General features: G+C 32.9%; 13 protein-coding genes. All 13 read right to left on the minus strand.

Annotated elements, in window-relative coordinates; genetic code table 11:
* Window positions 1-38: 38 nt before the first annotated feature.
* The gene (locus ATZ99_RS06930) at window positions 39-551 is read right to left on the minus strand and encodes a hypothetical protein (protein ID WP_068748511.1); all 513 of its coding nucleotides are present in this window, start codon (window positions 549-551) and stop codon (window positions 39-41) included.
* Window positions 552-656: 105 nt separating this feature from the next.
* Window positions 657-1,973, minus strand: coding sequence for a 30S ribosomal protein S12 methylthiotransferase RimO (gene rimO / locus ATZ99_RS06935; protein ID WP_068748512.1), 1,317 nt, complete (start codon window positions 1,971-1,973; stop codon window positions 657-659).
* Between the two features lie 30 nt (window positions 1,974-2,003).
* Window positions 2,004-2,855, minus strand: coding sequence for a helix-turn-helix domain-containing protein (locus tag ATZ99_RS06940; protein ID WP_068748513.1), 852 nt, complete (start codon window positions 2,853-2,855; stop codon window positions 2,004-2,006).
* A gap of 93 nt (window positions 2,856-2,948) precedes the next feature.
* Window positions 2,949-5,114 carry an FtsK/SpoIIIE family DNA translocase gene (locus tag ATZ99_RS06945; protein WP_068748514.1) on the minus strand — a complete coding sequence of 722 codons (2,166 nt, stop codon included), beginning with the start codon at window positions 5,112-5,114 and terminating at the stop codon, window positions 2,949-2,951.
* Window positions 5,115-5,195: 81 nt separating this feature from the next.
* Entirely contained in the window at window positions 5,196-5,417 is a 222-nt protein-coding gene (locus ATZ99_RS06950) for a YlzJ-like family protein (protein ID WP_068748515.1), read from the minus strand.
* Window position 5,418: 1 nt separating this feature from the next.
* Window positions 5,419-6,159, minus strand: coding sequence for a ClpP family protease (locus tag ATZ99_RS06955; protein WP_068748516.1), 741 nt, complete (start codon window positions 6,157-6,159; stop codon window positions 5,419-5,421).
* Window positions 6,160-6,237: 78 nt separating this feature from the next.
* The gene (locus ATZ99_RS06960; protein WP_068748517.1) at window positions 6,238-7,905 is read right to left on the minus strand and encodes a ribonuclease J; all 1,668 of its coding nucleotides are present in this window, start codon (window positions 7,903-7,905) and stop codon (window positions 6,238-6,240) included.
* 27 nt (window positions 7,906-7,932) lie between these two features.
* Complete coding sequence (locus tag ATZ99_RS06965; protein WP_068748518.1) at window positions 7,933-8,190, minus strand: YlmC/YmxH family sporulation protein; 258 nt, start codon at window positions 8,188-8,190, stop codon at window positions 7,933-7,935.
* 67 nt (window positions 8,191-8,257) lie between these two features.
* The gene (gene dut, locus ATZ99_RS06970; RefSeq protein WP_068748519.1) at window positions 8,258-8,707 is read right to left on the minus strand and encodes a dUTP diphosphatase; all 450 of its coding nucleotides are present in this window, start codon (window positions 8,705-8,707) and stop codon (window positions 8,258-8,260) included.
* A 90-nt stretch (window positions 8,708-8,797) separates the two neighbouring features.
* On the minus strand, window positions 8,798-9,505 hold the full coding sequence (locus tag ATZ99_RS06975; RefSeq protein WP_068748520.1) for a polysaccharide deacetylase family protein: 708 nt from the start codon (window positions 9,503-9,505) through the stop codon (window positions 8,798-8,800).
* Window positions 9,506-9,613: 108 nt separating this feature from the next.
* Window positions 9,614-11,713 (minus strand): polyribonucleotide nucleotidyltransferase, encoded by a 2,100-nt coding sequence (locus ATZ99_RS06980; RefSeq protein ID WP_068748521.1) that lies wholly within the window; start codon window positions 11,711-11,713, stop codon window positions 9,614-9,616.
* Between the two features lie 107 nt (window positions 11,714-11,820).
* Entirely contained in the window at window positions 11,821-12,090 is a 270-nt protein-coding gene (gene rpsO / locus ATZ99_RS06985; protein WP_068748522.1) for a 30S ribosomal protein S15, read from the minus strand.
* A 110-nt stretch (window positions 12,091-12,200) separates the two neighbouring features.
* Window positions 12,201-13,175 carry a bifunctional riboflavin kinase/FAD synthetase gene (locus ATZ99_RS06990; protein WP_157074731.1) on the minus strand — a complete coding sequence of 325 codons (975 nt, stop codon included), beginning with the start codon at window positions 13,173-13,175 and terminating at the stop codon, window positions 12,201-12,203.
* Window positions 13,176-13,178: the final 3 nt, after the last annotated feature.

The following is a 13,178-nucleotide window of genomic DNA, read 5'->3' on the forward strand; positions in this document are numbered from 1 at the left end:
GTTAACACCCCTTATGCCCCAAAAATTTAAGAGTAAATTTATTTATCAAATAAAACTTGATAAAACACTTCATTATTTTTTTCCATTGTTAAATATAAATTCATATACTCATCAAACTCAATTTTTACATGAAAATTTTTCTTAGTAGAAAGTTGATCAATCGAATCCTTCATTTTTACATATTCGCCAGTTTTTTGCGCTTCATAAATTATAAATCTTATTTTTTCTTCATATATATTGCTAAGCTCGCCTCTTTTATTGATAATAGTTATCCTGTAAGGTTTATTTTTTAAATATTTTTGAATTGTTTTATTTAAATCTTCATAACTCTCTTTAAAGCTTTCGACTTTATTGAGTTCTATTTTTATATTTACCTGATCATTAAATTTTTCAATCTCCACATTTTTTATATAATTTTTTTGTTTAATTTCTTCCAACAATGGTTTATCTATACCGTATTTCTTATATACTTGCTGTCCGGCAATCAAAAGAAAAAAAGAAATGATAAAGACAATAGCTATTAGTTTAACATCTAAATCTTCAAATTTCATTTTATCCCCCTTAAACGAATATTTGTTTACTCAAATATTATAGCATATAAAAATTTTTTTTGTCATAAAAAAAGAGAGGCAATATTTAGAATAAGCCTCTCTTTTTTAAACCTTTTCTCCATAAAGATCATAATAGTATGCTTCTTTTATGATAACATCTACAAATTCTCCTATTTTTATATTATTTCCCTTAACAAAAACAACACCATCTACATTTTTGCTGTCTCTATAACTTCTTCCGAAAAATAAATTCCTTTCATTTATATATCCTTCTATAAGAACTTTTAATTTTTTACCAATAAAACGTTTGTTGATGATTTTGGAAATAAGTTTCTGAACTTTCATTAATTCCTCATATCTTTGCTCTTTTATTTTTTCGGATAAATGTAATCTATAATGGTAGGCTAATGTCCCTTCTTCCTTTGAATATTTAAAGGCTCCTACCCTGTCAATTTGATAAGTCCAGATAAAGTTTTTAAGCTCCTCAAAATCTTCCTTTTTCTCAGATGGAAATCCTACTATAAATGTAGTTCTTAAAGCAATATCGGGGATAGTTTGCCTCAATTTACTAAACAATATTTTTATTTCTCTGGAGCTGGTTTTTCTACCCATTAATTTTAATATCCTATCATTAACATGTTGAAGGGGAATATCTAAATATTTTACGATTTTTTCGCTTTCTGCAATCGTTTCAATTAACTGATCATCAATATAAGAAGGGTAGGCGTATAATAATCTTATCCAGAAATCCCCTGGAATCTCAGTTATTCTTTTGAGAAGTTCTGAAAGGCTGAATTTCCCATATAAATCTTTGCCATAGAAAGTTATATCCTGGGCTATTATGTTAATTTCTTTTACTCCTTTTGAAACTAAATATCTTGCTTCTCTTATTATAGATTCCATATCCCTGCTTTTGTATTTTCCTTTTATCCTGGGGATTACGCAATAAGAACAACAATTATCGCAACCTTCGGCAATTTTTAAGTTTGCTGAAACGGCATCACTTAAGATCCTATCTTTCTCATTATAATAAATTAAATGAGAGTGATCGCTAATCTCAATCGTTCTATTCCTATTCTTGATTATTCCGGGTAATTTATATAAATCTCCCGAACCTATTATTGCATCTATTTCAGGGATTTCATTTTTTATTTCTTCTCCGAGAAGTTTAGCAAGACAGCCCGCAGCTATTAGGAAGACATTTTTATTATTCTTTTTTTGTGCGGCAATTTTTTTAAGGGTATTTAAAGATTCTTCTTTTGCAGCTTTAATAAACCCACAAGTATTTACAATTATTACATTAGCCTCTTTAATGTTTTCGGTAAAACTGTAACCTTCCTTTTTTAGAGTTCCCAGTATTAACTCCGAGTCTACTAAATTTTTATCACATCCTAAGGTTATTAAGCTTATTTTTTCAACCACGAATTTACCTCCAGCAGTAATATTTTTTAGCTATATTTTATTAATGAAAATAGTTACAGGGCTTGAGCCGCTTAATGGTAGTTTTTTATTCAATATAAAAAATTCTATTGCCTTTGGATTTCCTACTCTAATTTCTAATCCAGTGGTGGATTCAAAGTATTTTTCCTCCTTGGATTGTAAGGTGCCCTCAAATATAATTTTTCCATTTTCTTTCACCGAGATCCAGCATTTATCAGATAATACTTTTATATTTGCCCGAATTTTTTCAGATGAAACTTCAGCAGTAATTTTTTTGGCAGTCTCTTCCACAACTTTTACTTCTTCCTTGCTTTCCTTTACCGGCATTTGATTATTTTGAGAGTTATCTTGATCAGGATTTGGTGTGGGGGATTCAATGACGGATTCCGAATTATTTAAATTATTTACGTTATTTGTGGATTTGAAAGAATAGTTCAGAGGGTTTAAATTAAGAATGTATATTATTCCTGCAATTATTATTAGAGTAAAAGTCCAAACTACCCACGCTTTAATTTTTTTCTTATTTGGTTTCACTTCCTGGATTTCTTTTTTTGAAGTTTCCCCTTTATATATAAGATTTTCTTCTTTATTTTTTATTTCAGTATTATTAACCAGGTTTTTATATACATTTAGAATTGATATATAATCGATACCGCATATTTGGGAATAATTTTTTAAAAAGCCCTTAACATATACATCGCCTCCGGGGATTAAATGAAAATTCCCCTCCTCCATAGAAGATAAATATTTTTTCCTTATTTTTGTCTCTTTTTCTATATAATCCAAAGTTATACCTTTTTTTTCTCTTTCATTTTTTAAATACTCACCCAAATCCTTAAAATTCTTAATTTCATTTATTTCCATAGGACTTTTTTGCCCCCCTAATAATTTTAAAAATATTTCCCTGGAAATCGCATAATTTTCACAATATTTATATGTTTCGACTTTTCGTTATTATCATTTATTCATTAACTTATCATATTGCTCTTTGTTTATCAAAACTTGTCGAGGTTTCGCACCATCGTAACCGCTGATAATCCCTTGTGCTTCTAATTGATCTATCAATCTTGCAGCCCTGGCATATCCAACTCTTAATTTCCTTTGAAGAAGAGAAACCGATGCTTGACCGTTTTCAAAAACAATTTTCAATGCTTCTCTGAATAGTTCATCCAATTCTTCGTAATTTTTTTGCTCTATTTCGCCATCAATTTCTTCTAAATTTTTCTCATAGGTTGGTTTCATCTGGTTTTTAATGAAATTTAATACATTATCAATTTCTTTTTCACTGATATACGCTCCCTGAACTCTTACAGGCTTAGAAGCTCCTATAGGTAAGAATAACATGTCGCCTTTACCCAGTAATTTTTCCGCTCCTGCCATATCCAAAATAGTTCTGGAATCAACCTGAGAAGATACCGCAAAAGAAATTCTTGAAGGTATATTTGCTTTTATCAAGCCGGTAATTACATCTACAGAAGGTCTTTGAGTGGCAACTATCAAATGCATTCCCGCTGCTCTCGCCATTTGTGCTAAACGACATATGGAATCTTCTACTTCTTTTGGAGAAACCATCATAAGATCTGCTAATTCATCAATAATTATTAAAATTTTTGGTAGTTTTTCTTGTCCTATAATTTCATTATACCTGTTGATATCCTTTACACCTTTTTGAGCAAATAATTGATATCTTCTTTCCATTTCGCTGACCATCCAATTTAAAGCGGCAGAAGCTTTTTTCGGATCATTGATAACCGGTGTCAATAAATGAGGTATACCGTTGTAGCAAGATAATTCTACTCTTTTAGGATCAATCAGTAATAGCCTTACGTTCATTGGCGTAGTTTTAAATAAAATGCTTAAAATTATACAGTTAATGCAAATACTTTTGCCTGAACCCGTAGCACCTGCAATTAGCAAATGGGGCATTTCCTGTAAATCAGCTACAATTGGTTTACCTGCAATATCCTTACCTAAAGCCGCAGTTAAAGGTGAGTCAGAATTTTTAAAAGGAGGAGATTCTATAATATCTCTAAGAAATACCCTTGAGACTTCTTTGTTAGGTATTTCTATACCTACTGCTGATTTTCCGGGTATGGGAGCTTCTATTCTAACATCCGGTACAGCGAGGCTTAAAGCTATATCGTCCGCAAGGCTTACAATTTTACTCACCTTTACTCCCGGAGAAGGTTGAAGCTCAAATCTTGTTACTGTAGGTCCGCATCCTACCTCTATAACTTTTGCTTGAATCCCAAAGCTTAATAAAGTATTTTCGAGCACCTGAGCTGTATTTAAAATTTCCTTTTCGCTTAAATTTTGACCTTTATCAGGGGATTTTTTCAGTAAACTTATCGGCGGTAACTTATAATCAATATAATTTTCGCATACGGAATTCTTTTTTACAACATCAGTTTTAAAATTGTCTTCATCTTTATCATTCGAAAATTTGTTATTATTGGACAAATTATTTATCTTGATCGGTAACTCATTTATCTCTAAGGATTTATTCGCTGCAGGGCTTTGTAAATCATTTTTAGCCTCTATTTTGTCTAATTCTTCCTTTATTGGAGATTTAATTTTAATTTTTCTTTTACATAGTCTTTTAAAAGTTTTTAGCATTATATCAATAGGCGAAGACCCTGTAATCAGGGTTATGCTTATACTTGAAAGCGCAGTAATAAAAATATAGAATCCCCATAAACCAAATAATTTAAAGAAAAAATAATAATTTATTGCCCCTAAGATTCCTCCACCTTTGCCCTGTTTTGCATAAAGAATACTTTCTTTAATTAGCTCAGTAAGGTTTACCGAGATAATATTGTTTTTAATTTTAAAATGAAGGATTGAGGATACTACTATAAAAATTATTATTGCTCCCATTGTTCTGAGATTGAGTTCATTATTATTTATTTTTAAGGATAAAGAAAGACCTATAAACAAAAATATTACACTGAATACAACGGCTCCTTCGCCTGCGATTAAATATAAAATATTTTTAATAAAATTTCCTACAGCACCGGTATTTTTAAAATATAAAGATATAATAAAGTACATTCCCAAAAAAACAAAAACAATTCCTTTTATTTCTTGAAACAATCCTCTTTTTTTATTAATTACTGTCTTCACCGAATCACCCCACCAAGAAATAATTCTCCATATAGAAGGAAAATCCTTTTTAAAAAATAAAAAGGCTTTTAAGCCTTTTTATTAATGCATTCTAAATAAAATTATTTTCCCCGGTTGTAATTCCGGATTTAAATAATCCATAGGATTTGAACTAATAATTCTTATAATTTTAGCAGAAAAATTATCCATTGGTTCTACTATAAGTTTTAAGTCCACATCAACCGAAATTTCTTTATAATTAACGTTGGATTTTTCAAACCCCTCCATTATTATTTCATAAGGCATCGGTGTATATAATATCATCTTAATTTACTCCTTTGGGTTTATTTTTTTCTTCAATTAAGCTCTTTAGTTTGTCTACCGCCTTACCAAGCCCTCCCACTTCATCAATTATTCCATATCTTACCGCGTCTTCACCAATAAGAACTGTACCGATATCCCTGGCTAACTGCCCTGTATTAAACATTAATTTACGTAGATTTTCCTCCGTTATTTTTGAATGGTTTACAATAAATTTAATAACCCTATCCTGCATTTTATCCAGGTATTCGAAGGTTTGAGGTACACCGATCACAAGACCTGTTAACCTGATTGGATGTATTGTCATTGTAGCCGTTTCTGCTATAAAAGAATAGTTACTTGCAACGGCAATGGGAACTCCTATGGAGTGCCCGCCTCCTAATATTAAAGAAACAGTAGGTTTACTCATGCTGGCTATCATTTCGGCTAAAGCAAGTCCTGCTTCCACATCCCCACCAATTGTATTTAAAATAATCAAAAGTCCTTCTATTTTTGGGTTTTGCTCAATAGCTACCAATTGAGGAATAATATGTTCGTATTTTGTTGTTTTATTTTGAGGTGGTAATATTATATGTCCCTCTATTTGTCCAACAATAGAAAGACAGTGAATATTGCTTTCCGAACGAGGTATATCCGTTTGTCCTAATTGATTAATTGTATCGGTGACGGAAGTTTGTAGAGGAATTTCTTGAGTTGGGTTTTCTTTTGATATATTTTTGGAATTATTTCTATTAGTAAAGGCCATAGTATTTCATCCTTCCAAATTAGTTTTCTAACTAATATTAGCCTTTACTAATAGTAAATCTAATATTCATATGATATTTTATACTTCCATTATTATCGGAAGTATCATTGGTCTTCTCCGTGTCTGCTCAAAAAGAAATTTCCCCAAGGCTTCTCGGACTTCAGATTTTATAGATGACCATTCGGTAATATTTTCCTCCTGACATTTTTTCAATTCCTGTTTTACAATATCCTTAGCTTGTTCTATAAGCTGTTCAGATTCTCTCACATAAACAAAGCCCCTTGAAATAATATCCGGTCCAGCAACGACTTCAGTAGACTCTTTATCTATTGTAACAACAACAATCATTATTCCATCCTGTGCTAATTGTTTTCTATCTCTTAATACAATATTTCCCACATCTCCCACACCAAGACCATCTACCAGAACTTTCCCGGCTGTTACCTTTCCGGAAAATCTCGCACCATCTTTTGAAAATTCTATAATTCTACCGTTCTCGGCGATGAAAATATTTTCTTCAGGTATCCCCACTTCTTTTGCCAGGTTTGCATGATGGATAAGATGCCTGAATTCCCCATGAACAGGTATAAAATACCTGGGTCTTACTAAGTTGATCATTAATTTTAGTTCTTCCTGGCTTGCATGACCGGAAACATGTACTCCAGAAATCTTTTCATATATCACATCGGCACCCTGCTTAAAAAGATGATCAATTGTTCTTGCGACAAGTTTTTCATTGCCGGGTATAGGTGTGGCTGCTATTAATACCGTATCGCCCGGTAAAATTTCTAACTTTTTATGTTCTGACATAGCCATTCGAGTTAAAGCAGACATCGGTTCTCCCTGGCTACCGGTAGTTATAATCACTATCTTATTTTCTGGAAGATGGCTTATTTCGTCGAGTTCCAGTATCATATTTTCGGGAAGATTAATGTACCCCAAGCTTTCTGCAATAGAAACGGTATTTACCATACTTCTTCCCACAATTGCTACTTTTCTATCGTATTTAAAAGCTGCATCTACGACCTGTTGAATTCTATGTATATTAGATGCAAAGGTTGCAACGATAATTCTTCCCTTGGCCATACCAAATATTTCCTCTATGGTAGCTCCTACTACTTTTTCGGACATAGTGTAACCCGTTCTTTCTGCATTTGTGCTGTCCGATAGCAGTACTAATACTCCTTTGCTGCCCAGTTCGGCCAATTTATGAAGATCCGCAATTTTACCATCTACAGGGGTTTGATCGAATTTAAAATCCCCTGTATGACAAATAGTACCAACAGGAGTATGAATAGCAATGCCTAAGGAATCCGGTATGCTGTGATTTACACGAAAAAAATCCACCGTAAAATTACCTATTTTTACAGTTTGAAGGGGATTTACCACATTCATAGAAACATTTTTTTTGATTTTATTTTCCTTTAATTTACCTTCAACCAGTCCCAGAGTAAGCTTTGTCCCAAATAAAGGAACATTTAATTCTTGCAATACATAGGGAAGAGCCCCTATATGGTCTTCATGCCCATGTGTTAATAAGATGGCTTTTACGTTTTCGCGATTTTCCTTTAAATAAGTAATATCAGGAATTACAATATCGATTCCAGGCATGTCTTCTTCGGGGAACATCAAACCCGCATCAATTACCAGTATTTCTTTTTCGTATTGAATTACAGTCATATTTTTACCTATTTCTCCAAGGCCGCCAAGAGGTATAATTTGAATCTTTGGTTCGTTTTTTGACAAAAAATAGCACCTCCAATACAATAATTATTATATTTTATTTCCGTAATTAGATTTCTCCAACTCTATAATAATAATATCCGGGCCAATTCTTTTTATAGAGTTCCATGGAATCTGTATGTAATTTTTTATACCAAAAGAAAAAAACCTGAACTTACCCGGCACTAATATATATTCTATTTTCCCCGTTAACTCATCAAATATTAGATCAATATAACCGTTGCTTCCCATTTTTTCGCCATTTTCTAAGTTTATTATTTCTTTACTGCAAAGTTCACTTAACCTCATAAACATGCCCCCCTTCATTTATATTCTATGGGGGCAAAGATAATTTTAATACTAAAATTTTATAAGTTTATATGCCTGTATGTCCGAAACCTCCCTTTCCTCTTTCGGTAATCTCTAAAACCTCCGCTTCAATAAATTCAGCTTTTATAACTTCTGATAATACCATTTGTGCTATTCTATCTCCCCTCTTCACTGTAAAATCATGTTTTCCGTGATTTATTAAAATTACCTTTACTTCACCCCGGTAATCTGCATCTATTGTACCTGGGGAATTAAGAACTGTAATCCCGTATTTCAAAGCTAATCCGCTTCTGGGTCGAATCTGAGCTTCATATCCTTCAGGTAATTCCATCATAAATCCGCAAGGTATTAATTTTATTTCCCCTGGTTTTATCATCACTTCGTCACCTACCGCAGCAAAAAGATCCATTCCAGAGGAAGACGGGGTCATATAAGAAGGCAGAGGTAAATCTTCGCAACCTTTAATTTTTTTTATTTTTATTATTACTTTTTTCAATTATTCGCACCTCATCCAAACCTTATAATCTTTTAAAATAAAGTATATAAAATTCAAAAGTAGTTTGCAACTTTTTCTTAAATTTCCATATTACTCTAATAATTCTCCTACAGGAACTATTATAAATCCTTTCGATTTTAAATTTTCAATTATTACAGGAAGAGCTTCTATGATATCTTTTGTAGGATGCATTAAAACGATTTTACCATTATTTGCATTTTTTAATACTTTATTAATGATATAATTTGCTCCAGGGTTTTTCCAATCTATGGTATCGATTGACCATAATATTACTTTATAACCCATTTCTTCAGCAGCTTTGATGGTATCTTTTGAAAATTCACCATAAGGTGGAGCAAATAACTTTGTTTTTTCACCGATAAGCTTCACCAGTACCTGTTCACATTTTTCAATTTCCTTTTTATTGTCCATCAAATTCAGCTTGGCATGATGAGCATGACTGTAACCGTGATTCCCTATTTCGTGTCCTCTTTTCTTAATTTCTTTTACTAATTCCGGGTATTTTTCCGCCCACCTTCCTTCAATAAAGAAGGTGATTTTAATTTTATTTTTATCGAAAATTTCCAGCATGTTTGGCAGGTACTCATTCCCCCATGCTACGTTGCAGGTAAAGGCTATCATTTTTTTTTCGGTATTCAGCTCATATATTGGATTTAAGGTTTGGGTATCCTTATACCAAAATACCTCTGTTTTTATTACGGTCCATAATGTAATAATAACTATTAATAAAATTATTTTTGATAAATACCTGGGGACGCTAAAAGAAATGATTTTCATAGATTTAGCTTTCCCCCTATATAAAAGTTTTTAATAAAATTTATTATAAATTTATAAAAAAAATGACTAAAAAAGTACATAAAAAAAACATAAACCGATTTCATCGGTTTATGCATTTACTTTATTTTTTGGAGTTTCAGGAAAAACATCTTTATGAGACAAATTAATTCTTCCCTGTTTATCAATATCCGTGACCTTTACCAGTATCTCATCTCCAACATTTACTACATCTTCCACTCTTTTAACCCTTCCTTTAGCAAGCTTTGATATATGCACAAGGCCTTCTTTCCCCGGTAATATTTCTACAAAAGCTCCAAAATTCGTTATTCTCAGTACTTTGCCCAAATAAACCTTGCCAACTTCTACATCCTGAGTGATTCTATTAATCATTTCTAAGGCCTTTTCTCCAGCTTTTTCATTGGGTGCTGCCACGTATATTCTTCCATCATCTTCTATATCAATTTTTACTCCCGTTTCAGAAATTATCTTATTTATCGTTTTTCCACCGGGTCCTATAACATCCCTTATTTTTTCTGGATCGATAGTGATAGAGAAAATTCTGGGGGCATAAGGAGAAAGTTCTTTTCTCGGCTCAGAAATCACTGAAAGCATTTTTTCAAGAATGTAAAGTCTTCCTTCCCTGGCTTGAACCAGAGCCTTTCTCATTATTTCCGCGTCAATTCCTTTGATTTTAATATCCATTTGTATTGCAGTTATTCCCTTTGCTGTACCGGCTACTTTAAAGTCCATGTCACCTAAAAAGTCTTCTATACCTTGAATATCAGAAAGAATAGTAAAATCCTCTTCCTCTTTTATAAGACCCATTGCAATTCCCGCAACAGGAGATTTTATAGGAACTCCTGCATCCATCAATGCTAAGGTTGAACCACATACACTCGCCATAGAAGTAGATCCATTTGAGCTTAATACCTCTGATACGAGTCGAATTGTGTAAGGGAATTCTTCTTCAGGAGGTATCATGGGTTCTAATGCTCTTTCTGCCAGAGCGCCATGTCCAATTTCTCTTCTGCCGGGTCCCCTAAGAACTCTTGTTTCACCGGTACTATAGGGAGGAAAGTTATAATGATGCATATACCTTTTTGTTTCTTCCAGATCTAAGCCATCAAGGATTTGAACATCTCCAAGAGCACCTAAGGTAGCAACTGTTAAAACCTGAGTTTGTCCACGGGTAAAAAGTCCTGATCCGTGAGTTCTTGGTAGAATTCCTACTTCGCAAGAGATTGGCCTTATTTCGTTGCTTTTACGCCCGTCTGGCCTTACTCCTTCTTTAGTAATCATTTTTCTAACTTCTTCTTTTAAAATATTATACAGTATATCCGATATTTCCTTTTCCTTTTCCGGATAAATTTCTGCAAAATGAGTTAGAGTATCTTCAGTAATTTTGGAAAGATACGCTTCTCTTTCCTGTTTTTCATATATACGAATAGCTTTTTGTATTTCTGGGGTGGCAAAATCTCTAACAGCTTTTTCCATTTCGGCATCAATGTCAATAGGAGGTATTTCCATTTTAGGTTTACCTATTTTAGCTATTATCTCTTCCTGAAAAGCTACTATTTTTTTAATTTCTTCATGTCCAAAAAGTATTGCATTTAACATTTCTTCTTCCGTAACCTCATCCGCACCTGCTTCAACCATTAAAATAGCATCTTTCGTTCCTGCTACTACTAATCTCAAACGACTTTTCTCATGTTGCTCTACGGTAGGATTGATAACAAACTTTCCGTCAATTAAACCAACCGAAACAGCTCCTACAGGACCTTCAAAAGGAATGTCAGAAATACAAAGAGCTAAGGATGCACCATTGATAGCAAGAACATCCGGAGTATTATCCTGGTCTACGGATAAAATAGTAGCAATAATTTGAATATCGTTTCTTAAATCCTTCGGAAATAAAGGTCTAAGGGGCCTGTCTATCAAACGCGCTGAAAGTATTGCTTTTTCGCTGGGTTTTCCTTCTCTTTTTATGAATCCGCCGGGAATTTTCCCAACTGCGTATAATCTTTCCTCATAGTCAACTGTTAGAGGTAAGAAATCCACCCCTTCTCTCGGTTCCTTTGAAGCGGTTGCGGTAACAAGAACAACAGTATCACCGTATTTTGCTAAAACTGCTCCATTTGCTTGTTGAGCAAGTTTCCCTGTTTCGAAAACCAATGTCCTTCCTGCTATTTCTGTATTAAATATTTCCAACTAATTATTGCCTCCTTTCTTCCACTAAAAACCATAATTTTTATTCTACATTAAATATATTTTTTCCTTCTTTTTTTTAAAAATTAAAGCGGGGAATCCCCGCTTTTTTATTTTCTTAGATCTAATTTTTCTATTACGGATTTATAACGTTCAAAATCTTTTTCTTTTAAATAATTAAGAAGGGCTCTCCTCTTACCTACCATCTTTAAAAGTCCCCGACGAGAGTGATGATCCTTTTTGTGAACCTTAAGGTGCTCGGTTAACTGATTTATTCTTTCGGTAAGAAGAGCAATCTGTACTTCCGGAGATCCCGTATCATTTTCATGTACTTTAAATTTACTTATCAATTCCTGCTTTAATTCCTTTGTTAATGCCATTTTTTCACCTCCTAACTTCTCTTAATCCCCATTGCCCAGTAACCTACCGGAGGTAATGGGTTACCGCGCAAGGGTTCATAAATATTTTCCAAAAGGTATTATAACATATGTTATCCCTTTATACAAGAAATTCTGGAAAAAGATGCTCCTCTCAAAATTTCCTTTGCGGTAGTTATATCATTTTTAATTTGTTCGGCTAAGGCATTGGGACTCTCAAACTTTTTTTCATCCCTTATTTTTTTTATAAAAAACACCTCTACCTGTTCTCCATATATTAATTTCGTAAAATCAAATATGTGGACTTCCAAAATAGGGTTTTTAATTTTTCCATCCATGAAAGTTGGGTTTATTCCTATATTAGCTATCCCTTCATATATTTTATCGTTATTAATTTTTATATATACGGAATATACACCAAAAGATGGCAATACAATTCCTTCAGGAATTTCTATATTGGCGGTGGGAAAACCAAGCTTTCTACCCAAAGATTTTCCCTTAATTACTCTTCCTTCAATACTGAAAGGACGGCCTAAGAGCATCTGAGCCTTTTCCATATCACCTTCTTTAATATACAATCTTATTTTTGAGCTGCTAACTATCTCTCCTTCTTTTTTTACCGGAGGTATAACAATGGTTTCAAAGCCCTTTTCCTTTCCAATACAAGATAATTTTTCCACATTTCCCTGACCGTTATATCCAAATGTAAAATTATAACCAACTACAATTAATTTTGCCTTCATTTTTTCAAGGAGTATTTCTTCAACAAATTCTTCCCAATTCAGTCGCGATAATTCATAAGTAAAAGGAGCGATAACTAATAAACTAATTCCCATGCTCTTAATAATAGAAATTTTCTTATTTAGTGTATCAATTAATGAAAAATCTTTTTCAGGAAATAAAATTTTAGAAGGATGGGGATCAAAGGTAAGTATTGTGGAAACGAGATTCCTTTTTCTTGATTCTTCTTTTAAAACGGTTATAAGCCTCCTGTGTCCTAAATGAACCCCGTCAAAATTTCCCAGCCCTACAGCAGTATTTTTTTCTGTTGTAAAATTTTCTATATCCAAATATGTTTTCATTATCATCTC

Origin of the sequence: Thermovenabulum gondwanense (assembly GCF_001601575.1) — a bacterium.
Lineage (GTDB): Bacteria > Bacillota > Thermosediminibacteria > Thermosediminibacterales > Thermosediminibacteraceae > Thermovenabulum > Thermovenabulum gondwanense.